This window comes from Cryobacterium sp. CG_9.6, from assembly GCF_029893365.1.
Lineage (GTDB): Bacteria > Actinomycetota > Actinomycetes > Actinomycetales > Microbacteriaceae > Cryobacterium.
Genome location: NZ_JARXUZ010000001.1, coordinates 3,315,110 through 3,340,407, shown reverse-complemented (window position 1 = coordinate 3,340,407; position 25,298 = coordinate 3,315,110). Strand labels below are relative to the sequence as shown.

Here is a 25,298-nt window from a genome sequence, read left to right as displayed (position 1 = left end):
TACCTGGGCATCGGTAGGTCTACGATTACGGCTAACAGAAATTCATGACAACCGGGAGCCTTGACAGATGATCGTGCCCGACCTAGTTGTCTCCCCCCTGTTGCGTGCGGCACGAGCCAATGCTGGGTTCCTCACCGAGAAGGGTGCTCGGCGTTTGCTGCACGAGCGCACTCTGCGCCCCGCAGCCTTCGGGCCTCCTCGGCGGCTGAGACGAGACGTTGGCATCTCGGCGTCCCACAATGATGCGGGATGGCCCGTCTACACCGTCAAGCCGCGCAATGGTTCGGCACGGGGCACCGTGATCTATGCCCACGGCGGCGGCTGGGTCAACGACATTGCGCCGCAACACTGGCAACTCTGCGCCCAGATCGCCGCCGAGGCTCACACCACCGTGCAGGTCATGATTTATCCACTGGTCCCGTATGGAACGGCGCAGCACGTTGTGGACAATTTCACGGCCGCCACCGTCAACGCCGAGCGAATGTATGGGCCCACCGTGCTCGCGGGGGACTCCGCCGGAGGGCAGATCGTTTTATCGACCGTGCTCCAGCTGAGGGAACGTCACGACCTGACGCTACCTCGTACGATCGCCATCGCTCCCGCGGTCGATCTCTCCATGAAGAACCCGTTCATCCCGACCGTTCAACTCATCGATCCCTGGCTTGGCACGAAGGGCACACAGGTCTTTATCGACCTCTGGAAAGGCGCCCTCCACGTTGATCACCCCACCGTCAGTCCCCTGAACGGAAATCTGGAGGGCCTCGGGCCCATCACGATCTTTTCCGGAACCCGCGACATTCTGAACCCCGATGATCGGCTCTACGCAGCGAAAGCAGCGGATGCCGGTGTCGACGTCGAGTTCATCCAGATCGACGGTCAGGTGCACGTTTATCCGCTGCTGCCGACAGCCGTGGGCCGAGATGCGCGCGCCACCATCATGGAGCGTGTGCGGCAGGCCGTCCATGCAGAGTGATCGTACCGACCGCTGTGCTCACGGGCGTCGATGAAGGCTGAAGCCACGAGGGATTGGGTGCGCGCCCAACCCCATGGCGGGCATCTGTCGGGTTGCTGTCGTGCGGATGTCGTTGTCCCGTGGTGTTGTTTCTCCCTAGGGTCAGAGACATGAATCAGTCATATATTGGCCCGCTGCGTAAGGCCCGCGGATGGACCCAGGAGCGCCTCGCGCAAGAGAGTGGCGTCGCGACGCGAACGATCCAGCGCCTGGAAGCGGGAAAAGATGCCGGCGTGGAGACGCTCTCCATGATCGCGAACGCGCTTGGGGTGCCGGTGGGTGACCTGTTCGCCAAGGTGGAGGACGAAGAATTTCAGGCGACGGTCGACGGGCTGGATGCGCGCCGGAGCGCTCAGCAAGAACGGCGTGACGCCACGACACGCAGCTTCTCTTTCCTGTACCAGGGCATGGGTATTTTGGTGACTTTCGCCACGATCGCGCTCGTTTTCACGGATGCTCTGCCGTGGCTCGGGTGGTTGATTATCCCGGCCTACTGGGCTGGCGGCAGGTATCTGCTCAGTTTTCTCTGGCAGCTGGCAATCGATCCGCGGCTGGATCTCAAATACCCGCTGTCGCGTCCCTCACCTGACCCGGCAGGAATGCGGCGAAAAGGGTTCTGATACCAGCCAACAGACCTGCAGGCCTCCTCAATCACGGCGACGTGATCCGGGCCCACCTGACCGGATGCACCCCTCAGGCCGTTGCGCCCCGCTAGGCTGCCGTCATGCGTCTCTGCCGTGATTGAGCGGTCGTCGCGCTGGTGTTGGAGCCCTTTCTTATGTCGAACTCAGTGACCGCGCGGTACGTCGACCTGCTCGCGCTGCCACAGGTGCGTCCGACCTTCACCACCGCGATCATCGGACGGGCCGCCTACGCCCTCGTCTTGCTTCCGCTTTTTTACGCTGTCACCGACGCGACCGGTTCCATCGCTGTGGCTGGTGTGAGTCTTGCGCTCTACGGGGCCACAGCGAGTTTTCTCGCTCCCGTGCGCGCGTGGTTGATTGACCACCTCGGCGCGCGTCGGGTTCTCACCGTCTTGGTGCTGCTCTTCGGTGGCGCGCTGAGCGCACTGGCGATGACATCGTGGCTCGGCGGGACCGGTGGGCTCCTTCTGGTCCTGGCCGCCACTGCGGGTGCGGTCGCCCCACCACTCGGGCCGACCATGCGTGTGGCGTGGGGAACGATCACCCCGAACGCGGCGCTACTCAAAAAGGGTTTGAGTTTTGACGCGGTCGTCGAGGAACTTCTTTATCTGATGGGGCCCGCCATCGCCGGTTTGGGGCTGGCCTTCATTGCGCCGGGGCCGGCCCTGCTCGTCCCCGCGGCGCTAGTGATCATTGGTGGGCTGCTCTTTGTTGCCACACCAACGGTGGGTTCGATGACACCGCGCACCCGTGCCACGACCGAGCCGGGGCACGAACCGAAGAAGATTAAGCCGCTCATCTTCGAAGGGCGTTTCGTTGGGTTGCTGCTCCCGGCGCTGGTGGTGGGAGCCATCTCCGGAACTCTCACCGTGGCGGTCCCGGTGGCCCTTGCCGAATATGGTGGTTCAACCGCCGCGGGCATCGCGCTGGGCCTCTTCGCGGGAGGGAGTGCCCTCGGGGGGTTGTTGTATGGAGCGCTGCGAGTCCCCGGCTCGCCGGCCCGACAACTGGTGGTTCTCGCCGGAGCACTCCTGGTCAGTTCATCGCTCTTAGCGTTTGCCACCGGTGCGGTGGCGGTAAGTTCGGTCCTCGTCGTGGCGGGTTTGTTCTTTTCTCCCGTGATGATCGTCGCCTATGTCGCTGCGCACAGCGCTGGCGGCCAACATCGCCAGAATTCTGCCACAACCTGGGTGAACACCAGCCACAACCTCGGTGGTGCCGCTGGCAGTGCGTTGGCCGGCGTGCTGATCCAGGCCGCCGGCTTGGTCCCGGCCATCCTAAGCATGGCGGCAGCGACACTCTGTCTCCTGGTCGTGAGCGCGCTACTCGGCTGGAAAGACGACAACTCTGAGCACGACGCCGAGTCAGAACGAGCACTCGAGGTGCTCTAATGTTCATGCCACGGTCAACCTCATGATCTGGCCCACCGGGCATCCGCTTGACACCGACCGATTCATTCTCGAGCCGCTCTGCGTGGATCACGCGACAGAAATGGTCGCTGTGCTCGCGCCGCGAGAGCTCTACACTTTCATCGGCGGCGAGCCACCGAGTGAAGGCGCTCTGCGAACTCGGTACATTCGGCAAGCGGTTGGACATTCTCCCGATGGCACGGCGCGATGGCTGAATTGGATCATTCGCACGAAGGCCACCCAGAACGTGATCGGTTACATGCAGGCCACCCTGACGGTCGACGGTGAGACGCTGACTGCAAATATGGCGTGGCTGATTACCCCGTCGGCGCAGCATTGTGGCGCTGCGACCGAGGCAGCCACGGCCGTCCTTACCTCGCTCCGTGAGAAGCACGTGCACGTTGTGCGCGCTCTGATCCATCCCGAGCATCACGCTTCAGCTCGGGTGGCTCGTCACCTCGGTCTGGTGCTCACGGCGGGAGTCGTGGATGGCGAATCGGTGTGGGAAAAACGAACGGCTGCAGAGGGGGTGTAGGAACCTGAGATCGATACCGTCGGACTTAGCCGAGAGGCCCCGGCTTTAAGAAACGCGCGTCCACCGCAGCGGACACGGCTGGGTCCTCGTCGTGGCGAAGCAGTTCAACAATGTCGTCAGGGAGGTCGTCCTCACCTGCGAGGTACCAGCGGGCCACGGGGGACCCCGTTCGTGCGACGCGGAGTGCCCGCTCGTCGTCGCGGGGAAGGCCTTCGGAGGGCGTGTCGATTCGCTCGATCGCGAACTGTAAGTGCGCAGGCACGCGGACACGGCCCGGCTGCTGAGCCGGTTGCACGTTGATGGACACGGTGGCCTCGCCGCCGTGCCAGGTGACCCAGTCGGCGGCGTGATCCGCCGACCACAGGTTCCAGGCCTGGTCATCCGGGCAGAGCCAACGACCGCCTTCCGCGCCGCGGACCCAGCCGGAGCGCTCGATCCCCGCGGCAAGCGAGTCGACCTCTGAGAGCAGGTTCCCGAGAATCGCCGCGCGCGCGAGCTCTGCCACACCGTTGAGCATCGCATCCCTGTTCATAGACCTAGTGAGTCAGTGCCGCGCGATGCTGTCAAGAGCGGACCCTCGGGGACGTGCCTTTGTACCGCCGCCTCGTTGCCTAGCATCGGTCGTCAACGTCGTTCCCGAGAACGGCTTGCAGTAACAAACAACTGCCATACTGGACTCGGCCGGGAGGGGACCTGATGCCACGACTGATGACATCCGTTCTGGGGATCATTGCGCTGATGGTCGCACTGGTGGCCTGCTCGCCCCCGACGATCGAGGCTCAGCCGGCCGAAACGGCGGTCCAAACGGATGCGCCGGTCCGGCCCGCCATCGCCGTCGTCATCCCCGACGGTGTCATCGGCACGGCCGAACTCACGTCGACCTCGGGGGACGACGCTGTGTCCGGAACCGTCGTGGTCACGGCAGGAGGCGGCGGGTTCGATGTCGCGCTGAGGGGCTTCCACTCGGATATTCCCGGAGGGTTGCAACTGTTCTTCAGTCCCTGGTCGGAGACCACGACCTGCCTGGCCGACATGTACAGTTTCTCGTTCGGCAACCTCTCCACGGACCCAGATCAGCCCGGGCTGAGCCTGGGCGACAGGGACTTCTCTCGGGGCGACCCCAGTTATTTTCTGACCGCTGTCATCACCGCGAACACCCCGAGTACTGCCGATCCTGACGGCTGCGTGCTTACTCCCCGGGCGGTCGGCACGATCACCTGGGACGTGCCGGACACCCGCCCGGAGCTGCTCGCCGTCGATACCGGTGCCCGGTTCGGCGCTGGCGGCACCACCGCCGTGTCCGATGGTTCCCCCGTCTCCTACCGGGCGGTCGCCGGAGACACTCTCAACGACATCGCCGACCGCTTCGGCGTTACCCTCGACGACCTCCGCTTTCTCAACCCGCTCACCAGCCGCCAGCTTCAGGCTGGCGACGATCTCAACCTCACCGTCGCCCTGCGCGGCGGCGCCTCGGTCCCGCCGCCCTGGGCCTGAACGCAGCTTGCGGCATGAGTTGCCGCAGAACTGACTCACCCTCGATCCGCTTCACTGGTTGCTGGGCAGTGCGCTGGCAACGGATAGCTCACGCGGCCGGAGTGCGTTCGTGATGCTAGTCAACTGGCTTTCCCCCTCTTCGCAACGATCATGTGCCTCGTCATCTTCCTCTTCATTCGTTGACCGCGTTGCCTCGGCGCACGGCGTGAGACCTGCACGGTCCCCCCGATCAGGTGCGGAACCGCCGCGCGGGCACGGCCCACAACGGCCAAAAAACGTCCAACTGTTGCGTCGACCAATAGAAACCGCCGCCCCCTCATCGGGCTTAATGTCGGGACACCTAAACGGCGATCCTCCCAACAGCAGCGAGCTAGATCTCAACGAGGGCGGCGATGCGTCCGGGGGCCGTCCGGCTTTCGGGCAGGCAGGCAGCGTTGGGTCCGTGCGCGTCTTCACGATGTGGTCCGCAGCGAAGTGCCATCATGGAGGCAATGGGAGAACGTGAACCGGCCCTGAAGGCGAGGAATGTGGTGAGAACACGCACCGACTCAAGGACTTCAACAACTGGTCGTGCGCATGCTTTATGGTTCGCTGCGGGATCGGCATCCGCCGCAGTGACCGGTGGCTTATTGGCGGCGCTCTATATCGCATCCGCTATCGGCTGGTCACTGGAAGGTAGAGCACCGGCATCGGGGTGGCTCGGTATCGTCATGGGGGTTGTTGTCGGCGGGATCGTCGGTGGGATCGGGATCGGTATTCAGCGACGGGCGTCGATTCCGCGGATTGCCGCACCGCTGATCGCACTGGCGCTACTGATGCTGTTAGGGATCACGGCGTGGGTGGTGCTCATACCGTTCGACCCGAACGGAAGTCTCCGGTACGGGCTGGCTGTGACAGCGCCATTCGCCACGATCGCCACCGTCCTCGGGACCACAATCGTCGCTCAGACGAACTCGGCGACGTGGCTTCGCCTTGGTTATGTCGCCAGCGCTCTCATCTCTGTTTCATTGGTGATTGGCGTAATGGCAGGCGGGTAGGGCCTGTTGATTCCATGTGTCGGTCGTCGTTCCGTTTGCGGGCACGCTTTTCCTGACATGTTCTGAAGTTTGTGAGTGGATGGCCCGGCAGATTGCAATGCGGCAAGCGGGTTCCTAGTCTGGTGCGATGAAGGATCTTGGAAGCCAGCTAACGCCTGTTTCGAATAAAGAGGGCAAGCGCGCTACCGATGTTCGGGTACGCTACGGCACCTACGACTCAATCGATCGGGTGGACGCGGAGGAGGTCGAGCCAGAGGACATCGTCCCGAGCCAGGAATCCGGCGATACTGACGTGTGGTTCACCGAATGGCAGGTTGCCGAGGATGGTTTGGACGTTGCACTTGACCAACACGTCGACTGGTCGCTGGTGCCGATGAACCAAGACTGGGTTTCCCGCCTGTTCGCCGGCCGCCGCGCGGTCTCCTTGCAGCTCGACACCTATGCCGACGCCGTCCGCGATCCTTCCGACCGGTCGGATCGGACGCAGCTGTCCGGTCGCGTTGCCCGAATTGATCAGATCTCGGTGCGATACCACCCGTCGAAGGATCCAGAGGAACGCGGTGTTCGGGTTCCGGAAACAGGGGGCGCTATGCAGCACAGCGTGCTGAGCTTTCGCCAGTCGCGTGGTCACCACGGAAAGGTCGTCGGCTGGATAGTCCGCCTGCGCAAGTAGGCGTTACGGCGTTTTCTCGTGTCTCGGTTGGGGTTCGGGTCACGGGCACTTGTGTAGCCATTGGGTCGGTATAGACGGGTGTGCAGTTGCGGTGAGTTCGTGCTGGAGGTAGCCGTTCGAGTTGACACCGAGATATCATGTACATGACGTACTCAGTGTACGTTTATAAGCGAGGGTTCACCTGCGCAGGAAGGTTGAAATGCCACTCGTCGCCGATTACAGGTCCTTCACGGACGCGCGCTCGCATCTCAAGGAAGTGTTCGATGCGACCGCGCGCGGGCGAACCGTCACCGTGCAGCGCGATGGTCAGCTCTCTGCGGTCATGCCGTTGGATCGGCTCCGTGCATACTTCTCTACAACTGTATCGCCGCGCATTCGCGTTACTCGGGAAGATGACCGCACTATTGCGCTGATGGATGGCCGCCCCTTCGTGTCTGAGGGTACCGACGTTGACGGCGCACTCGCCGACCTCGCCCTGTCGCTTCGAGAGTACGCCGAAGACTGGGACGACCGGCTGGAGCATGCTCCGAATCACTCCGGCAACTGGGCCCTTGTGCAGCTCATTAACCTTTCAACCGACGAGCAGCTCCTCGAATGGCTTGAGCGCGGCGGTGAGTAGGTACCCGGCCGCGACTCGCGAGGACCACGATGATTTCTGCGTGGCGGAGAAGTGGCAGCTTGTACGCGGTGCGTCAGGACAGCCGGTCAGGCATCACCGCACCTATGAGTTGGCGCTCTGGGACGGGCAGATCCTCCGCACTCGAATCTCTAGGCCCGTCGACAGGTCGACGTACTCTGCCGGGATGTGGACCCATATCCTTCGAACCCAGCTCGCCGTTGACGCTGAAACGTTTTGGGCCTGTGTTCGTGACAAGAAGTTGCCAGACCGCGGGGCACCCGAAACGGTGACCCAGAAGGAGCCATTACCGCTGTATCTCGTTCGTGCGCTCAGCGAACTCGGCGTTAAAGAAAGCGAGAGCCTGGCACTCACCGCGGCGCAAGCAGCCCAGCTGCTCTCCGAGAAGATGGCGGAGCGCTACGGCCCTCAACGCAGTTCGTGAGTGATTCGACAGCTACTGGACCGATGAGGCTTCAGGAAGGGGCACCGTGCTGGTGGCAGAGACTCTCTATGGCCTGATTTTGCTGAGCTACAGAGACGCCGGACGCCGACTGGTGCACCGTGTCGAGCGTCCCGTAAGCGGTTGAATCCGCCGTTCCGCTTACGGGCACCCCTCGAAGTCGAGAAGCACCCTCGTTTCGAGTTCTGAAAGTGGTCTCGAATCCGACCCGCTGATCGTCCGACTTGCGGGCGCTTTGTGGCCCGAGCTGCCTTGCATGCGGGACTTCTACTTGAGACCGTCTGCGTCGAGGCGCCCAGACCTGATGATCGACATCGTGAGGGCGTCGACGTACTGGCCGTCGAATCTGTGCGCATCGCGCCGCCTGCCCTCGAGTGCGAAACCACTGCGTTCATACACGTGCTGGGCACGGGGATTGAAAGCGAAGACCTCAAGCTCGATGCGGTGCAGTGTCGTGGTTCGAAACGCATGCCCGATGATCAGCCGCGTAGCCTCGGTACCGAGCCCGCGGTCACGCCCCGCAGGACCGATGAGAATGCGAAAGTTGCAGCTGTCATTCTCCGGGCTGAGTTCATTCAGCACCACTTCACCTACGCAAGCCGCCGACGCCTGCTCGATGATCGCGAAATCCAGACGATCGGGTTGCTCGGCTCTCGTTTCATACCACTGGCGCGTTGCCGAGTCGAGGATGGCCTCACGACCGTGCGCTTCGGCTGTGGTGTGAACGCTTCCCGTAAGAGTGAGCACTTCGGGGTCGGCAAGGATGGTGCCCATGGCGTCAATATCTCCGGCCTCGAACGAGCGCAAGACAACGCACTCTCCCACGAGAGTGGACTTATCGGTAAAGAATCCTTCATGGGCCATTCGCCCATCATGCACGACCATGGCCGCTATCCGTGTATGACCCAGTACGCCACCGATCTATTGCCTCTGTGGACATCGCTGAGACCCACGCCTTTTGATGTCCGAACAGGTTCCGCTTGCGGGCAGCCCTGCCTGTCGAAATAGGGCCTCGACCGCGCTCTGGTGAGCACCTGAAAACCCGTCCGTTGGCCGTCCCCTTATTGAGTCAGGATCCGCACCACCCGTGGAATGATGGCCACATGGCACTTGGGTTACATCACATTGAGATTTGGGTCGCTGACCTCGACAGCGCTCGAAAATCTTGGGGCTGGCTTCTCGCGCAGCTCGGATGGTCGATCGATCAGGAGTGGGACAACGGCACCTCTTGGCGATGCGGCGACGTCTACCTCGTGACCACACGACCGCCGGCCCTCTCCGGTGACACACATGACCGGAGGCTCCCCGGGTTGAACCACGTCGCGCTTCACGGAGGCGCCCCGGCTGACATCGACCACTTGGCCGGGCAAGCATCAGGCCACGGCTGGAGTTCCCTGTACGCGGATCGTTACCCGCACGCAGGGGGCTCCGACCACTACGCCGTTTACCTCGAAAACGAAGCTGGCTTCAAAGTTGAGGTAGTGGGCGCTCCGTAACCCACTAAGCGTTGGGCTAATGACGAACGGGGTCAGAGGCCAAAGAGCGGCAAGCAGGGGCCGATGCCGATGCCGTTGACGGTTACGTGCGGGTGCGCTGTTCCCTGCCAATCGTCTCGGTCCAGACGTAGACGGTCGGAAACGACCACTTGCCCTTCGCGAACATCCCGGGATATGCCGTCATGGCGGTAGCCAAGTTTGCGGGAGACCCCTTGCGAGCCTGCGTTGTCTTGGAAGATTTCCGTCAGAGCGCTGGCGGCCCCCAACTCTTCGAATGCCAGATGGAGTAGTGCGCTGCGTGCCTCGGTACCCAAGCCTTGGCGGTGGTGATTCACCCCGATCCAGGACTCGGTCTTAACCTCGCGTAGGACGGGGAAATCTCGTCCACGGAGGGCGACCATTCCCACAGGACGCGCCTCGTAGAAAAGGCCAAGTTCCAGAGTCCAGGCGTCGATGGTCCAATTTCCCCGTCGGCTCCAATGTTGCTGCACGACGTGGACGGCACGCTGTCGTGGTGACACTTCCGTCCACGGCGTCAGGTAGGGCCGCTCACCAGGGCTATGTACACCGTCAGCCGCGACCTCGGCAAGGGCCGCTAGCTCTTCCTCGGTCGGGAGCCGAAGCTCCAGTCGCGGTGTCGTCAGCCGTAGACGAAGCAGGGGCCAGAAGTCGCTAAGCACCGTATAAGCATGCCATGGAGGAAATTTACCTGTCTCTGTCCGGAGTCGAGAAGCAACCGTCCTTGTCGCGTCCGCTACGGCGATCCCCCACATGAGGTTCGTCTTGTGGGTGCTCCCGCTTCGTCCCTCCGATCTCGTTGGGTGTCAGGATCTCGTTGGGTGTCAGTATGAGGGCATGCATCGATTAGCGACTGTCAACGATCTCTTCAGGATCCAGGAGATTGAGCGCGCAGCAGGGCAAACGTTTCGCACGGTTGGCATGGAGAGCGTCGCGGAAGATGAGCCGATAAGTGCAGCAGTGTTCGAGTCCTTCTTGAACGAGGGTGAGGCGTGGGTGACGGTTTCTGACGACCGTTTCGTAATCGCCTACCTGCTTGTCGAGCCTCTGGATGGAGCCATGCATGTCGAGCAAGTAACGGTGCATCCGAGCGTTGCGCGCAGGGGCATTGGTGCGCGACTTCTTGATGTCGCAAATGAGCGTGCTACGGAACGCAAATTGGACGCGCTGACGTTGACCACGTTTCGCGATGTCCCATGGAACGCTCCGTACTACACTCGCCTCGGCTTCGGCGTCATCGCTTCAGAGCGCTGGGGGCGGGGACTGCACCAAAAAATGTCGGTGGAAGCGACGAACGGCTTGGGCAAATGGCCCCGCGTCGTCATGCAGCGACTTGTGAGCTGAGTGGCCGCCGACATTTCCGGTGCGATTCGTTTAGGAGGCAGAGCGTGTATTCCGCAATACGCTGAACAGTATGGATATGCGACAGCTCACCGAGGACGACTTGGAACTCATCGCGCGAGCGGAGGAGGCCATTGATGCCAACGCGGACGTTGAAGGTGGGGTGCACACGGTCGGAGCTGCTGTTCGGGATGCCGCGGGACGCATCCACGTTGGCGTCAATGTTTATCACTTCACGGGTGGCCCCTGCGCTGAACTTGTCGCGCTGGGAACAGCCCGAACCTCTGGAGCGCGCGAGCTGACGGCAATTGTGGCCGTGGGCGACAGTGGGCGCGGCGTGAAGTCTCCATGTGGCCGTGATCGCCAAGTCCTTGCTGATTACCACCCCAACATTCGAGTACTTGTCCCCACGCCACTGGGGGTTCGAAACGTCGCAATCGGCGATCTGCTGCCATTGGGTTTCGATTGGCTCGCCGAGGAGAAAGCGGCTGCTGACCGGTTAGCCAGCCCGATTGCTGGTTAACGCGATGGTCGTCCGCCAACGGACGGCTGGCCACCCTGCGAGCAGATAGCTCGCCGTGGCAAGGTTGGTTGATGGATATCGATCCCGATAGGGGTAACGAGTTGGTCCTCCCGCTACTGATGGGCCGAACCGTCGTACTGCGCTCGTTTCAGCCCAACGATGCGCCGATGATTCAGGAGGCATCCGGTGATCCTCTGATTCCACTCATCACCAGTGTCCCGTCCGACAACAGTGTTGATGCTGCTCTGGCTTTCATCGAGCGCCAACACCAACGTCTGCAGGTTCGTGCCGGGTACTCGTTCGCAATCGCTGACGAGAATGATCGCGCGGTCGGCCAGATCGGACTCTGGCTGCGCGACGAGGATTACGGGCGGGCGAGTGTCGGTTATTGGATTCGACCCTCGGCGCGACAACGTGGATACGCGGCGGACGCTCTCCTCACCTTGGTCACCTGGGCTCTGGCCCTGCCGAACCTCCACAGACTAGAGCTGTATGTAGAACCGTGGAACGAGGGCTCCTGGCGAGCCGCCGAGAAGGTAGGTTTCCAACGCGAGGGCCTCCTGCATGCCTGGCAGCAAGTTTCTGGCGTGTACCGCGACATGTTCATCTATTCGCTGGTCATGAGGTGAGATCGCCCGTAAGGGGTTCGGCTTACGGGCACAGAAACGATCAGGTTCTGGCGTTCTCCTGGTGTCGTCTAGCTAGCTACTTGGGGTCGATGATTCCCTGTTCGGCGCGCGCTTGTCTGATCAGTGCGTTGCGACCTTCGAGGTAGGGCTCGATGTCTTCGATGGGTGCGATATTCAGCTCTTCTAAACCGATACCGTGAGTGCGCAGCACGATGTGCTGCCCATCCACAGTGGCATCGGCCACAAGATAATCGTCCACACTGCGGACATCAAAAGTGACGTGCTGCCCTGAGACCGATACTTCGATTCGCTCGGACACGACGGGAAGTTGAGCGGTCCGCAACCGATTCATGCGTTCCTCGAAGGGTTCCTCCGATGGCAGGTTCCAAATGATGTGCTGAACCGGATCTTCAATGTCGTCCTCGGAGGTTGCCACCACCACTTGCCTCGGCTCACCGGCTTGGCCGTATTGGACGCTGCGGAACGTACTATCGCCCAGGGCCCATTCGGCGATCATGCGCGGTCCCGTCCAACAATCGAGTCCAAAGCACGGTCGCTGCGCGAAAGATCCACGCAACTGGACATCCATGGTCTCTATCCGCTCCCAGAACTCGTCCGGGTTCAGCGTTGGTCCGGTCTGCATCCGCCTTATTCCCATGAGGCCACGGTACCGGGAGACGTTCCGCTGTGACACGGCTCGACCCTGGAAATGACTGCTGCCGCCCCTGGGGTCGGCTGTCCCGTTGCTGACTTGCTTGGCTCGGCAACGGGAGCGCGAGTATGTTTCAGCGGTCGACCGTCTGCCGTTGGACGGTGCGGTAGAGGGTGGAGCGGGCGACGTTGAACAATTCAGCGAGCTCGCTCGTGGAATGCGTCCCCGCGAGGTGCACTTCCATCAGGTGACGTTGTTGCGCCGGCGACAGCTTCGGCTGTTTGCCGCGGAGGTGGCCTTTTGCTTTGGCCACTTGCATCCCTTCGCGTGTTCGGGCGCGGATGAGGTCGGATTCGAACTCTGCCACCATCGCGAGGACGTTGAACAGCAGGCGCCCGACCGGGTCGGTCGGGTCGTGGACGGATCCGCCGATGCTGAGTTTGACGCCTTTGACGGTGAGTTCGTCGATGATGTCTTTCGCATCCCGGAGAGAGCGGGCAAGTCGGTCGAGTTTGGCGACGACGAGGGTGTCGCCGTTCCGGCAGGCGGCGAGTGCTTCGCGGAGGCCGGGGCGTGCTCGGTTGGTGCCGGTGAGTCCGTGGTCGGTGTAGATCAGGTTCGATCTAACGCCGAGGGCTTCCAGGGCGTTTTGTTGGGCGGTGAGATCTTGCTCGTTCGTGGACACGCGTGCGTATCCGATCAGAAATTCATTCATAGTTCGAACGGTGCACCTCGGCCGGTCGAAGGGTCAAGAACAATCCCGCAAGCGGTCGCCCCCAACCGGGCACCCTTCCTAGGCTGCAAGCCCCGACAATTGGCCCCTCTTTGAGGACCTAATTTCGCGTCCGCTGATGGTCCGTCTTGCGGGCAGGCAGGCAGGCAGGCCAAGAGTTGGATCCGTTTCGATCCCTAGGATTACCCTCATGCTCCTAAACGCTGAACTTGCAGTGCCGACGGCCGAAGACCTTGAGCTCGTTGAGCTCGTTGAGCTCGCAAGGGAGGTCATCGACGCGAACACGGATGCCGGGCCCGATGAAGATGGTGCACACACGATGGGCTCGGCGGTTCGAGACGCCGACGGCCGCATGTTCGCCGGGGTAAATCTTTTCCACTTCACCGGCGGTCCGTGCGCCGAACTAATTGCACTGGGCGTGGCGCGTGCACAGGGCGCGCGAGACATCACGACAATTGTCGCTGTTGGCAATCACGGGCGCGGTGTTGTCGGCCCGTGCGGGCGTGACAGGCAGGTTCTTTTTGATTACTACCCAGGCATCAGGGTGCTTCTTCCCACCATGGAGGGCGTTCGCGTCGCCACCATTGAGGCCCTGATGCCGTTCGCCGCAGCATGGACCATGGAGGGCGGCACTCAGCAGTTCGACGAAGAGCGTTTTCGCTGACATCGAGCGGTATTGAATGACGTTCGGCTTCCGTAGTTAGCGCTGCCGGACTTCGTACACCGCGCCGTCTGGCGTGCGCACGAGAGTTTCGGCATCGACGAGGTACCGGCGAAGAGTCACGACATCGTCGGCAACCAGCGCGAGGCGGTCGCCAAGCTCGCGTTCGGTCATCTTGTATCCGGCCGGGAGTGCCCCGGCGACCCACTCAAGCAGTTCGTGGCGAAGTGACGGTTTCGCGGGGTAGTGCTCGATTCGCCCATTCCGAATGAAGCGATCGATGCCTTCACGACGCACCTCCGGTTCAATCGCCAACAGTTCATTGAACACGACGGTGACGGCGTTCCCCTCTTGATCGAGGAGGCCAGCATCCCGCAGCGCGTTGACGGCCTTTGCCCGTTTGGCGTCAGACAAGTCTGCAGAGGTGACGAGGACCGCGGCAGCCCAAACAGCTCGGCGGTCAGGATTAGCGAGTGCTGCAATGATCCGGCGCCATTCATTCGTCATGCGCGAATCGTATTGCCCGGCCTCACCCGGCACAAATCAGCGGGAGCGTCCGGATGCCGTTCCCCACTGGCATCCGGGTGGCGCGCCGAGCCTATGCGACCACGGTCAAGGGGCCCTCCTCAGGGGTGGGAACCTCAAAGTGATCGAAGTAGGCGGCCGCCAGCTCATCGGGTAGCTGGACGTCATTGGGCTCCTGCCCCGCCCGCGCGCGGACACGAGCCAGGACCACCTTTCGCGGAGTGGCCAGATAGATCGTCTCCGGCTCGACTCCCAGCGGCCGGAGGATGGCGCGGTAGTCCTCGCGCATGCGTCGGGACCAGAAGGAGTAGTCCAGCACCACATCGGTCTGTTTCATCACAAGGTCACGAAGTCTCTGGCGCAGGTGGCTTTCGATCTCGAGCCGGACCACCTCGACCAGAGGTTGGGATTAAATACCCCGCCGCCAGGCTTCCTCGTCAAAGTCAGCCGCGCCATGCCGCCAGACTCAAGCTCGCGTGCAACCGTGGACTTGCCTGAACCGGCTGGGCCACACATGAAGACGACACGGGTCATGCCGAGGATCCTATGTCGCCCTACCCATTTGGGGGTTCGGCACCCGAGCGTGGGTCCTGTCACCCCAGCTGGTGGGCTGTCCGTAGGCTCATCTCATGGATGAACACCTCACGCATCATGTGTCGTGCGGATTGCTCGTAAGCGCAGGGCGGGTGTTTCTCGTGCATCGATCACCGTCGAAGGCCTGGTATCCCAATGTTTGGGACCTCCCGGGAGGTCATCTCGAACCTGACGAGAATGGTCGCCAAGCTCTTGTGCGTGAGCTTCGAGAAGAGTTGAGCGTGGAGATCGCTCCACCTAGCGGAAACGCGTTATTTACGCGTCAAGAAGCTGGCCTCTTCCTGGAGGTCTGGAGGGTTGAGGAGTGGGACGGTGACATCATCAATGCCGCGCCGGATGAACACGATGCCTTCGGTTGGTTCAGTTTGGACGAGGCAGTATCTCTGGACCTGGCTGATGGTGACTACCCTGCGCTCTTCAAGCAGGTGCTGAGCTGATTCCTGTTCGGTAGGTGTTCCCCTTGCGGGCGGCCCTGCCTGTCGAAATAGGGCCTCGACCGCGCTCTGGTGAGCACCTGAAAACCCGTCCATTGGCCGTCCGTCTTGCGGGCCTCGCACGCGGCCGCGTTGAAGACGAGTAGACAATGCTCAGGTGAGCAGGCTCAGCACGGCGTCGGCGAACGCTTGCGGATTCTCCTGAGGAACGTTGTGTCCTATACTTGGGAGGACTCTTTGGTCATAACGGCCGGTGAAATGCTCCCGGTCCTCGCATACGTTGGTGCCGCCGACGCCGTCGTCCCCAGCTTCGAGCACGACCGTTGGAACTGTGATCTGTGGCTCTTGCGCGATCAGGTCTTCGAATCCCTGGTACTGAGGGTCGCCCTCGACGAGTCCATACCGGTGGCGGTAAGAGTGAATGACGACGTCAACGAAATCGGGGTTGTGAAGGCTCGGAGCGCTTGCGGGAAACGCCTGGGATGCGCCACGCCACGTCGGTGACCAAATGCGCCACAGCAACTCGCACAGCTCGTCACGGTTTCGGTCCAGTCCGCGGCGCCCTCGCTCCGACTGAAAGTAATACTGATACCAGTAGGTTCGCTCCCACTCCGGGTCTACAGGCTCGCCGGCAGACGCGAGATTTTGCATGTTGTAGCCACCCACCGAGACGAGCCCGGAGACGCGTCCAGGTTCCAGTGCTGCTGCGATGCATGCGGCCCGGCCGCCCCAGTCGTAACCCGCAACGACCGCTTTCTCGATGTTGAGCCCATCCATGAAGTCGATGAGGTCCTGCCCGAGGGCGCCTTGTTGTCCTGAGCGGATCGTTGTGTCATCGAGGAAACGAGTGGGACCAAAGCCGCGAAGGTAGGGCGCGAGTACGAATGCGTCTTGGTCGGCGAGGAGCGGCGCGACCTCGTCAAAAGCTCGAACGTCGTATGGGAACCCATGTAAGAGAATGATCGTTGTTCCGCCGGGATCGCCTGAAAACTCGTATGCGATGTCTAAGACGGGTGTCGTGATGCGACCGAAGGACGTAAAGCTCATACGCATATTCTCGCCCACCGACCTGTTCGCCCCGGTCTTCCGCAGGAGCCGCCCGCACAGCGTCCGGCTTGCGGGACGTCAGGTTTCAGGACCCCGAGAACTGTCGCAGTGATGTCCGGCGTCGGTCAGAATTCGTAGATCGTGGCGAGCTCATCCGACAGCAGCACTGTGTGCGGAAGATCGCGCAGTGCCTCGGCGTCAACCGCGATTCCCCTCAGCTGGGCGGCCTCCGCATATGCTTCCCACGGAAACGAATCGGGTTTCGCAGCATCATCCCCCCGCACCAGGATGAGAACTTCTGCGATCACGTCGGCCGCTGGGCGTTTCCAAGAGACAGGCCGGACGTGCCCATACTTGGACGAGGCCACCCCACGATCCATATCGAGCCGAATCATCGATTCGTCAGATAGGCGCAAATACTGGGTCATCGTCATGGTCATAGTTGGCCTTACGTTTTCTAGAACCGGATCACCGAGTTCGCAAATAATGACCAGACCGGTCACTGACAGGCGGGAAATGTCGAACGGTAGACGCTGAGCGCGCTCACTACCCACCGATCCTCGCTGCATCGGTACGTATCGACCCCGCTTATCGCTATCCGTCATGCTGGCAGCCTAGGTCCTTCGCTGTTCCACTGCGACGCAGCGTGCGAGCCACCCTGTGGCCCGCCAAAGCGACGTTCACCTGTTCCGCTCACCGTTCGACTTACGGGCACCTCCGCGCAGACGTCGGCAGGGTTGGCTTCACCCGATTCGGTCTCGTTGATCGTCCGGCTTACGGGCAGCGACTGAGTCGGGACTGAGTCGCGTGCTTGTCCGTCCGTGCGATACGGCCTTGTACGATCGAGCTGTGGAACTGCCCGAACTAATTCAGCGAATCGAGACGCGACGTCAAGAAGCCGCGCGACCGGTTGTGGTTGGAGTATCCGGATACGGCGGTTCCGGGAAATCCACCCTCACTCGTCAACTTGTTGCTCGACTCCCGGGTGCGGTGAGAATACGTGGAGACGATTTTCTCGACCCCACGCGATCTCACAAACGATCCGCTGACTGGGACGGTGTCGAGCGGCTACGGCTCGTCTCGGAAGTTCTTGCACCGGTACGAGATGGTCGGCCGAGCATATTCCGACGCTACGACTGGAGCAGCAGAAAACTTGGTGTGCCCGAACGGCTTCCCTACGCAGAAATCTTGGTCGTAGATCTGATTGGTCTGTTCCACCCTGACGCGCTTCCTTCGATTGATCTAGCGATCTGGTGTGACGTCGATCTGGAGACGTCGGCTCAACGAGGGATAAATCGGGACGCAGGGATGGGCCGAAACCACGATGCCCTCTGGCACGACGTCTGGTTGCCGAATGAGCGCGACTTTGAGAATCAATTCGCTCCTCGAACGCGGGCGAACGTCGTTTACCCGACGTCCGGCTGACGGTTCCCCTGTCGGGAGCGGAGCGCTTCCCTCGCCGCATCCTGCAGTGGTACGCTATCAAGTACCACTCAGGGAGGCAATCATGTCGGCGATCACCGCGACGGAAGCACGCAAGAGCCTATTTGGGCTTATCCAACAGGTCAATGACGACCACATCGCTGTCGAGGTCGTATCCCGGCACGGAAACGCGGTCATCCTGTCGAAAGAGGACTACGACGCGATGACCGAGACGGCCTACCTCCTACGGAGCCCCGCCAGTGCCGAGCGATTGCTCACGGCGATCGAGCGGGCCCGACGCGGCGAGTTCGAGCAACACGACCTCCTCGACGCGTGACGCGAAAGATCGCCTTCGACCCAAATGGGTGGGAGGACTGCATCGACTGGCAAACTCAGGACCGTAAAACTCTCAAGCGAATCAACCAGCTGATTACCGACGCACTGCGCGATCCGTTCGCCGGTATCGGCAAACCCGAAGCCCTCAAGCACATCCTCTCCGGCGCCTGGTCCCGCCGCATCGACGATACGAACCGCCTGGTCTATTACGTCACGGACGATCACATCGTCATCCTGCAAGCCCGCGAACACTACTAACCCGACGTCCAGCTCAGTTGCCGCAGGACGTTCGCCTTTCGGGCGGTCCTCATCAGTATCGTGCCACGAGCCACTGCACCAGTTCCGGCTCCCGCCAGGGCGTGCCTCAGACGGTGAGCAACGCGAGGGGGATGACCGCGACGCCATCCTGTCGACGATAGGCGTGGGCGCCGGTGTTGATGACGACGAGGTCGACGATTTGGTCGGGGAGCGATTCTTTCAACCAGATCAGGTGCCGCACGTCGTGGTCGGTGATCGAGGACTTGAGCTTCACTTCAACACCGACAGCTTCTGCGTCTCCTCGGTGCACGATGAAGTCAATCTCGTGCCGCCCATCATGGTCGCGGAAGTGCGACACCTGCGCGTCATTCGCCTGTGCATAGGTCTGGAGGCTGAGAGCGACGAGGGCTTCGAAGAAGTCACTGAGGCGAGTGCGGTCCCCGTTGTTGATCGCAGGTTGGGCGGCGGACATCAGTTTGACCTCGTTGAGGCCCAGCAGGCGCGCGGCGAGTGCCGGATCGGCGAGAAAATGCTTCGGCGACAGGGCAGCTCGCGATAGGAGCTTCTGGCTGGGCGACCAGGCGTCGACTTGGTCGAGCAAGTACAGGCTGCTGAGAACGTCCCGGTAGGCGATCGAGGTCTTCTTCGTCGGTCCTGTTGGTTCACCTGGGTCGAGACTGGCACCGATCTTCGCGAACGTGGTTGCCGAGGCCGTTGCCGAGGCGTAACCCCGCAACCAACCTCGCAGCAGCTCAGGCCGGCGAATGCGGTGTCCCTGGTCGGTGAAGTCATGGGTGATGACTCGCTCGATGTAGTCGTCCAGCCAAACTCCGCGGGCGCGATCGCTCATCTGCCGAGGCTGCGGAAATCCCGAGGCGACTATTTCGCGGACGTAGTCACGCAGATCGACGTCGCTGGAGCCTTGGATGTTCGGTTTGTCTGCGCTGAGCAGATCGCGGAGGCGGACGGTGGGCGTCGCTAGGCCGCGCTCCGCGATGGAGAGAGGTCGCATCCGGAATCTGATGATGCGGCCGGCGCCGGAGTGGAGGTGGGTGCCAACGGGTGCAGCACTGCCGGCCAAGATGAATCGTTCTCCGGTCGAATCACTGTCGACGAGGCGGCGAACACGATCCCACACCTCGGGAACATGTTGCCATTCATCGATAAGGACGGGGGTGTGTGCTCTGCTCAAATACTTGGGATCCGCTTGCACTAACTCTCGTACTTCGGGGAGGTCCAAGTCGAGAATTGTCTTCGCTCGCTGCCTCCCAGTGGAGGTCTTTCCGATTGCGCGAGCCCCATCGATGGAGATTGCAGCGAACGAAGGGACGAGCTCGTCGATTGCGTCATCGATGATCCGTCGCTTGTAGCCGTCCATCGTGATGAACCTCCCGCTCCTCGCATCTAGTACACCATTTTGAGCGTATTCAAGATACCATTTTGAGTGTAGCTAGTCCACTATCTTGAGCGGTACCGTTCCACCATTGCGAGCGGTCATTGTCCATCACCTCTGCGGACCGGCTCGCGCTCGATCGTCCTGCAGAGGGTTCGGCGAATTCAACTGGTCGTTGCAACGACCGGTTGAATCCGCCGTTCCTCTGCGAGACAACGTCGGCCACCTCGGCCGCCGGGTGCTGTGGCCCTAACTCTGTTTCGTTCGCGGTCCGCTCTGTGATTCGGCCGGCTGGTCTCAGAACGGAGAACACGGAAGGCGCGACCTGCGGCCTACATCATCTTCACCACGAACGATTTGATCGAAAACCACTACGGGGTGAGTCGTTCACCTAGCAGAATCTATTCACCGAGAAAAGCCGTGAAATGCCCTCACACTTCACTGCTGTTCTATCTGCCGACGAGAACCCCGTGCACGAAGATGATCGACGGAAATGTGGCGGTGAAGGCCCAAAAGAACGTGTCGAGGCCAATCAGCACGGATGTGCCGAGATGGAGCATAGCCCCGATAATAAGCAGCCCTATCAGTAAGCCCGGGGGAGCCACAGCAGCGACGGGAAAAATGATTTCCACGACGATAACTGACCATCCGACGAAGCCGCCAATCCACGGTCGTCTACGAAGTACGGTTGACGCCGTGGGGTGTCCGTACGTAGCTGTGTTGAGAATGCTTTGCATCGCTGATCCTTGACGCCACTGTGCGTTGGATAGCTTCGATATTCCAGCCGCGAAATATGCAAACAAAGCCTGCGCCGCGATGAAATACAAACCCACAGCCTGAAAGGCACTCGACGTTGGGAGCAGGAAGGTGAACGCCAAGCCCGCAAGGATGATGACCGATATTTGATTGGAGCCATCTTTGCCGTAGCGAATTTGATAAGCCAGGAAGAGGCTTGATAGCAAAATGATCGTTGCGTAACTGGCGTAGAGCAGGTTGCTTTGAAACGGAATGATGAGCGCTATGGTGCTGACGATTCGAGCAATCACAACAATACGTAGCCACATTGAGCCACTGCGCCCGACCATCCATCCACGTGACGCACCGTGTGACTTAGCGAGGATCTGTCTGCTATTCCAGTCAAACAGCCCGCTCGAGCCGAATTCTTTCAAACTGAAAAGCAATTGCAAAGAACCTTGAAGGATGCCTATTCCCACGATGACGGCGGTAATCCGTGCGGCACTTTCGATTGTCAACATGGTTTATGCCACCGGGTGGGTCAGCGAATAAAAAAGAACGAGTGGTACAGAAGCTCCGCTTGGACCGCGTGTTTCAACCAAAGCAAACTGGTAGAACGCCTGCGACGACAATGAACCTCCGAGTCGCTTGCGCGCAACGTCAAGCAAGATTATGTACGGCGCGGTGAACTGAAGCCGCTCTACAGAGGTGGTGATACTGGAAAGCGCCAGCAGCTGAAACAATTCGATCATGCCCTCTCGGTAGCGTTTCCGCGGGTTCCACAGGGGAAAGAGAGGTCCTCTCGGGGACAAATTCAATTCCAACCATGGGCTGACGCTCGTTTCATCGTTACGACTGCGATAAACAAAGTGATAGTTCGTCGCACCGGGATCTGGCGTAAAAAATGACCATTTTGGTACAAGTGTGAACCGGTCAAACCGTTTAGTTAGCCGGCTGAGCTGATTATTTTTCTGAAAAGCGATCGTCAGTAAAAACCAGACGGAGAAAACAACGATTCCAATAACGCCGAATACGGCGCTTGTAATATCAATCATGATGTGATCTTCCTCAGATCGAATTGGCCGACGAACAGTTTGTAACGGAAGCGACTTGACGAACGAACTCGTGGTGGGATCGTTTACCGTGTCTGGTAGCAGGCAGCTGTTGCTGATTTGAGAATACGAAGCAGAGTTCGGGTCATCTCGATCGGGCGGCACGTGCATCCGCTTGGTAGGCCCGAAGGACCTCCAACGTCTGTGCCGATCGGTGCTCTACAGGAACTGTTGCGAGCTCTTCGCTCATACCCTCTGTGTCGCAACGGATAGCCGAACCGCCGTCCGTGACGACCCAGTCGTCATTGGGGTCGACAGGGGTGATGCGGATGTCGAGGGTCGAGAGTTCGAGATCGGTGAGGCTGATCGCCATGTGCGTTCCGTCTTTCGGGCTCAGAGAAGAAGTGTCGACGCGCTCTCACTATGAATCTCGGATAACTTACGGCCGCTCATAATCAAGCGGGCCGGTCCACAGAAAGGCGAGCCGTGTCGGTCAACTAAAGGTCTATTCTGACAATCATTTTTTTCGACTATGAAAGTAAACAGTCTTACAGACACACTAGCTCGTTAGGGGAAGGCCCTGCAGCGATGTGTTCTGGGGGTGCCGAAGCATCAACCCGCCATCCCTGCTTACTGCGATTGCCTCCTGACGGCCGGCAACTTCTGGCATGCCGTTCAAGGTTCGCCTACCGAACATGGACGGGACCACCAGTCACTCGACTGTGTCGCGCAAACAACCGCCAGAAGTCCCAAACCCGCGGGAACGACCAATGGTCTGCCGCTGCCGCCTTAAACGATGAATTCTGATGAAACGCTGAATCGTCTACGGTCTTGACGTGATGTGACTGCAGGGTGTCGGCCGGAGGGCGGACCTCCCGCAACCAAGATGCCTCAGTTCCGTCGTCCCTGAGACGTCTGTTTGACCCCCTCGATTCACAGACTCTCAAAAGTCGGGCGCTTTTTGGGGCGTGACAGGCGTGGTGATTGGTCGAAATAAGTTGCTGCAAGCGGCAGATCATCGTCGGTCCTGACACTGGACTCGTGATGAGTAAGCACGCTATGAGCGACGCGACCGGCTTTTGCACACTAGGACATCGGCGGTCTTGAATCCGCTCCCTCTTGCTCAGTCGCGTTCTCTTCCCTGACTCGCCAGGAGCCTTTCGCTGAATCTCGCCGTGCTCGGATCTGCTGCTTGCTCATGGAGCGCGGATAGTCCTTCTGGAGCCTCGGTTCGAGGTAGATCCTGCGGACGGACACCAGAATCATGTACCCGCCGATCCAGTACGAGAAGAACACCGTGGCAGCGTACAGAGGAAAATTAATGCTAACGACGGTGATGACGACACCGATCCCGACGTATAACCAACGCCACCCCTTTTCGATCCGTTCACGAGCTGACTGCTCCTCCGCGACACGAGCATCGAAGAATTCGACCCGGTCACGAAGCACCGCGTCATCGATCTCGGAATAAAGATCGCGCACCGATACCCGAAGGGCAAACGCGACCAAAGACAATGTCTCGAGGCTCGCTTCATGCCCTGCTTCCAGCCGTTGAATGGTTCGTAGTCCAACACCGGCTGTCGTCGCGAGGCGGTCCTGCGTCCAACCATGATCCAGCCGAAGTTGCACGATCTTCGTTGTATTCATGGGTTGAATGGTGGCATGCCAGGCTCTGCCCGCACAACGTCACGTGGCCGCCAGTGCGCCGCCACGTTCCCGCCACACCTCGGCATACTCTCGAACGACCGCGGGCTCGTTCGTCAAGCACTGGTCATCCCCCCAGACGCGCATCGTCTCGTACAGGCGACGGCCATAGAGCGACGTGCCGATGTGTCGCTCGTGCTCGTTCCAGAACGCGTGCACTTCCTCATTGGGCACGGACCAGTCGAAGGAACCGTTCTCGTCTTCGAGGTAGCCGTCGAGAGAAATGTTGGCCGCGTAGATCAGCTTGCCCATGAGTGCCTCCGGTCGAACGGATGACTCCGTTCTACCGCGTCCGTGTGGCCCCGGCACGAGCATTCATGGAGAGATTAGGGCGGCGAGCCGGAGCCGGCTACTCGGACGAGACGCGGGCGAAGGGCGGGGTGGTGAGCCCGTCCGTGACCGCTTCGGCGGGGCGAGTGCCCACAGCCACGATGCGGTTGTCGGCGTCGACGTGCACGATACGTGGTCTGTGGGCGTGCGCCTCGGCATCCGTCATGAGTGCGTACGCAATGACGATCACGAGGTCGCCGGGAACGATGAGGTGCGCCGCCGCGCCGTTGATGCCGAGCACCCCGCTTCCGGGCTCGCCTTCGATCACGTAGGTTTCGAGCCGGGCCCCATTGGTGACATCAACGATGGCCACCTTTTCTCCCGGAAGAATGTCGGCGGCGGTGAGCAAATCACTGTCGATGGTGACCGAGCCCACGTAGTTGACATCGGCCTGCGTCACGGTGGCGCGGTGAATCTTGGCGGTGAACATTGTTCTGAGCACGGGAGTGCAGCCAATCTGTCGCCTCGAGCGGCGAGAAGGGTCCGGGCGGTGACACCGCGCGGGGCCAGGTGGAGCGCACCGCGGTCACAGGCCAGAACCGGCGAACCGAAACGGCCTGTCGACGCAGTGGCGGGCTAGGCGTTGACGAGCGCGCGCGTGATGACGGAGGTGAAGAAGGTGAGGCCGTCGACGCCGCTTCGCATGGCGTCGGCAGTGTCGGGGCCGAAACCAGCTTCAACCGCGTGCTCGGGGTGCGGCATGAGACCCACGACGTTGCCGCGCGCGTTCGTGACGCCCGCGATGTCATTGAGCGAGCCGTTCGGGTTGACGCCGAGATAGCGGAACGCCACCTGGCCTTCGCCCTCGAGGCGGTTCAGCGTCTCGGCGGAGGCGATGAAGGCGCCCTCACCGTTCTTCAGCGGAATGGTGATCTCCTGGCCGGCCGTGAAGCCGCCGGTCCAGTCGGTCGCGGTGTTTTCCACGCGAAGCAGCTGGTCGCGGCAGATGAAGCGACCGCCCTCGTTGCGAATGAGACCGCCCTCGAGCAGATGTGCCTCGGCGAGCATCTGAAAGCCGTTGCAGATGCCGAGCACCGGCATCCCCTTGCCCGCCGCGTCGATGACCTCGGTCATGATCGGCGACAGGCTTGCGATCGCGCCGCAGCGCAAGTAATCGCCGTAGCTGAAACCGCCGGGAAGAACGAGCGCGTCGACGCCGTGCAGGTCGTGGTCGCCGTGCCACAGGGCAACAGGTTCCGCGCCGGCCAGGCGAATCGCGCGCTGGGCGTCACGATCGTCGAGCGAACCGGGGAAGGTGACGACGCCGATGCGCACTAGTTGGCCGGCTCGACGACGTGGATGCCGACGACATCCTCGATCACGGAGTTCGAAAGCACGGTGTCGGCGAGCTCGGCGACGGCGGCGAGGGCCGCGGCATCCGCTGGGCCATCGATGGTGATCTCGAAACGCTTGCCGACGCGCACGGCGGAAAACTGGGTCTGACCGAGGCGACCGAGGGCGCCGGCGACGGCCTTGCCCTGAGGGTCAAGCAGCTCGGCCTTGGGCATAACTTCTACAACAATTGTGGGCAC

35 protein-coding genes are annotated in these 25,298 nt (G+C 61.1%); 17 read left to right on the top strand and 18 right to left on the bottom strand.

The features are described 5' to 3' along the window. Positions 1–67: 67 nt before the first annotated feature. The 4 genes from H4V99_RS15555 to H4V99_RS15540 all read left to right on the top strand — a co-directional run bounded on the left by H4V99_RS15555 (position 68) and on the right by H4V99_RS15540 (position 3,600). Positions 68–973, top strand: coding sequence for an alpha/beta hydrolase (locus tag H4V99_RS15555; RefSeq protein WP_280679821.1), 906 nt, complete (start codon positions 68–70; stop codon positions 971–973). Positions 974–1,122: 149 nt separating this feature from the next. Then, positions 1,123–1,632 (top strand): helix-turn-helix transcriptional regulator, encoded by a 510-nt coding sequence (locus tag H4V99_RS15550; protein WP_280679819.1) that lies wholly within the window; start codon positions 1,123–1,125, stop codon positions 1,630–1,632. Between the two features lie 158 nt (positions 1,633–1,790). Then, positions 1,791–3,047, top strand: a complete 1,257-nt coding sequence (locus H4V99_RS15545; RefSeq protein ID WP_280679817.1) for an MFS transporter — start codon at positions 1,791–1,793, stop codon at positions 3,045–3,047. Between the two features lie 22 nt (positions 3,048–3,069). Continuing rightward, entirely contained in the window at positions 3,070–3,600 is a 531-nt protein-coding gene (locus tag H4V99_RS15540; RefSeq protein WP_280679815.1) for a GNAT family N-acetyltransferase, read from the top strand. Positions 3,601–3,625: 25 nt separating this feature from the next. Here the strand turns inward: H4V99_RS15540 and H4V99_RS15535 are convergent, their stop codons facing one another. Next, the gene (locus tag H4V99_RS15535; protein WP_280679813.1) at positions 3,626–4,132 is read right to left on the bottom strand and encodes a hypothetical protein; all 507 of its coding nucleotides are present in this window, start codon (positions 4,130–4,132) and stop codon (positions 3,626–3,628) included. A gap of 164 nt (positions 4,133–4,296) precedes the next feature. Here H4V99_RS15535 and H4V99_RS15530 point away from each other — a divergent pair, with 164 nt between their 5' ends. The 5 genes from H4V99_RS15530 to H4V99_RS15510 all read left to right on the top strand — a co-directional run bounded on the left by H4V99_RS15530 (position 4,297) and on the right by H4V99_RS15510 (position 7,865). After that, entirely contained in the window at positions 4,297–5,094 is a 798-nt protein-coding gene (locus H4V99_RS15530; RefSeq protein WP_280679811.1) for a LysM domain-containing protein, read from the top strand. A gap of 614 nt (positions 5,095–5,708) precedes the next feature. Next, positions 5,709–6,131 carry a hypothetical protein gene (locus H4V99_RS15525; protein WP_280679810.1) on the top strand — a complete coding sequence of 141 codons (423 nt, stop codon included), beginning with the start codon at positions 5,709–5,711 and terminating at the stop codon, positions 6,129–6,131. Positions 6,132–6,258: 127 nt separating this feature from the next. After that, positions 6,259–6,804, top strand: a complete 546-nt coding sequence (locus tag H4V99_RS15520; RefSeq protein WP_280679809.1) for a DUF6578 domain-containing protein — start codon at positions 6,259–6,261, stop codon at positions 6,802–6,804. Positions 6,805–7,003: 199 nt separating this feature from the next. Beyond that, positions 7,004–7,423 carry a hypothetical protein gene (locus H4V99_RS15515; RefSeq protein WP_280679807.1) on the top strand — a complete coding sequence of 140 codons (420 nt, stop codon included), beginning with the start codon at positions 7,004–7,006 and terminating at the stop codon, positions 7,421–7,423. Between the two features lie 184 nt (positions 7,424–7,607). Further along, positions 7,608–7,865, top strand: a complete 258-nt coding sequence (locus tag H4V99_RS15510) for a hypothetical protein (protein WP_280679805.1) — start codon at positions 7,608–7,610, stop codon at positions 7,863–7,865. Between the two features lie 285 nt (positions 7,866–8,150). Here H4V99_RS15510 and H4V99_RS15505 read toward each other — a convergent pair whose 3' ends face one another. Then, positions 8,151–8,747, bottom strand: a complete 597-nt coding sequence (locus H4V99_RS15505) for a GNAT family protein (protein WP_280679803.1) — start codon at positions 8,745–8,747, stop codon at positions 8,151–8,153. A 239-nt stretch (positions 8,748–8,986) separates the two neighbouring features. Between H4V99_RS15505 and H4V99_RS15500 the strand changes: the two genes are divergently transcribed. After that, positions 8,987–9,379, top strand: a complete 393-nt coding sequence (locus H4V99_RS15500) for a VOC family protein (RefSeq protein ID WP_280679801.1) — start codon at positions 8,987–8,989, stop codon at positions 9,377–9,379. Positions 9,380–9,411: 32 nt separating this feature from the next. Here the strand turns inward: H4V99_RS15500 and H4V99_RS15495 are convergent, their stop codons facing one another. Continuing rightward, on the bottom strand, positions 9,412–10,059 hold the full coding sequence (locus H4V99_RS15495; RefSeq protein WP_280679799.1) for a GNAT family protein: 648 nt from the start codon (positions 10,057–10,059) through the stop codon (positions 9,412–9,414). A gap of 175 nt (positions 10,060–10,234) precedes the next feature. On the opposite strand from H4V99_RS15495, the gene H4V99_RS15490 reads away from it, so the two are divergent. From H4V99_RS15490 to H4V99_RS15480, 3 genes are all read left to right on the top strand, one after another. Next, the gene (locus H4V99_RS15490; protein WP_280679797.1) at positions 10,235–10,741 is read left to right on the top strand and encodes a GNAT family N-acetyltransferase; all 507 of its coding nucleotides are present in this window, start codon (positions 10,235–10,237) and stop codon (positions 10,739–10,741) included. Between the two features lie 70 nt (positions 10,742–10,811). Beyond that, entirely contained in the window at positions 10,812–11,261 is a 450-nt protein-coding gene (locus H4V99_RS15485; protein WP_280679795.1) for a cytidine deaminase, read from the top strand. 71 nt (positions 11,262–11,332) lie between these two features. Beyond that, complete coding sequence (locus tag H4V99_RS15480; RefSeq protein WP_280679793.1) at positions 11,333–11,890, top strand: GNAT family N-acetyltransferase; 558 nt, start codon at positions 11,333–11,335, stop codon at positions 11,888–11,890. Between the two features lie 76 nt (positions 11,891–11,966). Here the strand turns inward: H4V99_RS15480 and H4V99_RS15475 are convergent, their stop codons facing one another. Next, positions 11,967–12,407: a hypothetical protein gene (locus tag H4V99_RS15475; RefSeq protein ID WP_280679791.1), complete on the bottom strand. Its 441-nt coding sequence runs from the start codon at positions 12,405–12,407 to the stop codon at positions 11,967–11,969. A 268-nt stretch (positions 12,408–12,675) separates the two neighbouring features. Then, positions 12,676–13,257, bottom strand: a complete 582-nt coding sequence (locus tag H4V99_RS15470; RefSeq protein ID WP_280679789.1) for a recombinase family protein — start codon at positions 13,255–13,257, stop codon at positions 12,676–12,678. Positions 13,258–13,465: 208 nt separating this feature from the next. Here H4V99_RS15470 and H4V99_RS15465 point away from each other — a divergent pair, with 208 nt between their 5' ends. Then, entirely contained in the window at positions 13,466–13,939 is a 474-nt protein-coding gene (locus H4V99_RS15465) for a cytidine deaminase (protein ID WP_280679787.1), read from the top strand. A gap of 36 nt (positions 13,940–13,975) precedes the next feature. On the opposite strand, the gene H4V99_RS15460 is transcribed toward H4V99_RS15465, so the two are convergent. Then, on the bottom strand, positions 13,976–14,443 hold the full coding sequence (locus H4V99_RS15460; RefSeq protein ID WP_280679785.1) for a DUF2087 domain-containing protein: 468 nt from the start codon (positions 14,441–14,443) through the stop codon (positions 13,976–13,978). A gap of 91 nt (positions 14,444–14,534) precedes the next feature. Continuing rightward, entirely contained in the window at positions 14,535–14,798 is a 264-nt protein-coding gene (locus H4V99_RS15455; RefSeq protein ID WP_280679783.1) for an AAA family ATPase, read from the bottom strand. Between the two features lie 292 nt (positions 14,799–15,090). On the opposite strand from H4V99_RS15455, the gene H4V99_RS15450 reads away from it, so the two are divergent. Then, positions 15,091–15,492 (top strand): NUDIX hydrolase, encoded by a 402-nt coding sequence (locus H4V99_RS15450; protein ID WP_280679782.1) that lies wholly within the window; start codon positions 15,091–15,093, stop codon positions 15,490–15,492. Positions 15,493–15,642: 150 nt separating this feature from the next. Here the strand turns inward: H4V99_RS15450 and H4V99_RS15445 are convergent, their stop codons facing one another. Together H4V99_RS15445 and H4V99_RS15440 are read right to left on the bottom strand one after the other, a co-directional pair. After that, entirely contained in the window at positions 15,643–16,536 is an 894-nt protein-coding gene (locus tag H4V99_RS15445; protein WP_280679780.1) for an alpha/beta hydrolase, read from the bottom strand. A gap of 125 nt (positions 16,537–16,661) precedes the next feature. Next, positions 16,662–17,141: a hypothetical protein gene (locus tag H4V99_RS15440; protein ID WP_280679778.1), complete on the bottom strand. Its 480-nt coding sequence runs from the start codon at positions 17,139–17,141 to the stop codon at positions 16,662–16,664. Between the two features lie 902 nt (positions 17,142–18,043). On the opposite strand from H4V99_RS15440, the gene H4V99_RS15435 reads away from it, so the two are divergent. After that, positions 18,044–18,295 carry a type II toxin-antitoxin system prevent-host-death family antitoxin gene (locus tag H4V99_RS15435; protein WP_280678385.1) on the top strand — a complete coding sequence of 84 codons (252 nt, stop codon included), beginning with the start codon at positions 18,044–18,046 and terminating at the stop codon, positions 18,293–18,295. After that, positions 18,292–18,552 carry a Txe/YoeB family addiction module toxin gene (locus H4V99_RS15430; protein ID WP_280678384.1) on the top strand — a complete coding sequence of 87 codons (261 nt, stop codon included), beginning with the start codon at positions 18,292–18,294 and terminating at the stop codon, positions 18,550–18,552. The genes H4V99_RS15435 and H4V99_RS15430 overlap by 4 nt, the downstream gene beginning before the upstream one ends. 106 nt (positions 18,553–18,658) lie before the next feature. Here H4V99_RS15430 and H4V99_RS15425 read toward each other — a convergent pair whose 3' ends face one another. The 9 genes from H4V99_RS15425 to purS all read right to left on the bottom strand — a co-directional run bounded on the left by H4V99_RS15425 (position 18,659) and on the right by purS (position 25,298). Next, entirely contained in the window at positions 18,659–19,930 is a 1,272-nt protein-coding gene (locus H4V99_RS15425; protein WP_280679776.1) for a DUF4143 domain-containing protein, read from the bottom strand. 464 nt (positions 19,931–20,394) lie between these two features. Next, the gene (locus H4V99_RS15420; RefSeq protein WP_280679775.1) at positions 20,395–21,201 is read right to left on the bottom strand and encodes a hypothetical protein; all 807 of its coding nucleotides are present in this window, start codon (positions 21,199–21,201) and stop codon (positions 20,395–20,397) included. 3 nt (positions 21,202–21,204) lie between these two features. Then, complete coding sequence (locus tag H4V99_RS15415) at positions 21,205–21,735, bottom strand: hypothetical protein (protein WP_280679773.1); 531 nt, start codon at positions 21,733–21,735, stop codon at positions 21,205–21,207. Positions 21,736–21,877: 142 nt separating this feature from the next. Continuing rightward, entirely contained in the window at positions 21,878–22,105 is a 228-nt protein-coding gene (locus tag H4V99_RS15410; protein ID WP_280679772.1) for a hypothetical protein, read from the bottom strand. Positions 22,106–22,818: 713 nt separating this feature from the next. Further along, the gene (locus H4V99_RS15405; RefSeq protein WP_280679771.1) at positions 22,819–23,379 is read right to left on the bottom strand and encodes a helix-turn-helix transcriptional regulator; all 561 of its coding nucleotides are present in this window, start codon (positions 23,377–23,379) and stop codon (positions 22,819–22,821) included. Between the two features lie 39 nt (positions 23,380–23,418). Then, positions 23,419–23,688, bottom strand: coding sequence for a dihydrofolate reductase family protein (locus tag H4V99_RS15400; protein ID WP_280679770.1), 270 nt, complete (start codon positions 23,686–23,688; stop codon positions 23,419–23,421). Positions 23,689–23,785: 97 nt separating this feature from the next. Continuing rightward, entirely contained in the window at positions 23,786–24,208 is a 423-nt protein-coding gene (gene panD / locus H4V99_RS15395; protein WP_280679769.1) for an aspartate 1-decarboxylase, read from the bottom strand. Positions 24,209–24,342: 134 nt separating this feature from the next. After that, positions 24,343–25,041 (bottom strand): phosphoribosylformylglycinamidine synthase subunit PurQ, encoded by a 699-nt coding sequence (gene purQ, locus H4V99_RS15390; RefSeq protein ID WP_280679767.1) that lies wholly within the window; start codon positions 25,039–25,041, stop codon positions 24,343–24,345. Continuing rightward, positions 25,041–25,298, bottom strand: coding sequence for a phosphoribosylformylglycinamidine synthase subunit PurS (gene purS, locus H4V99_RS15385; RefSeq protein ID WP_280679765.1), 258 nt, complete (start codon positions 25,296–25,298; stop codon positions 25,041–25,043). The genes purQ and purS overlap by 1 nt, the downstream gene beginning before the upstream one ends.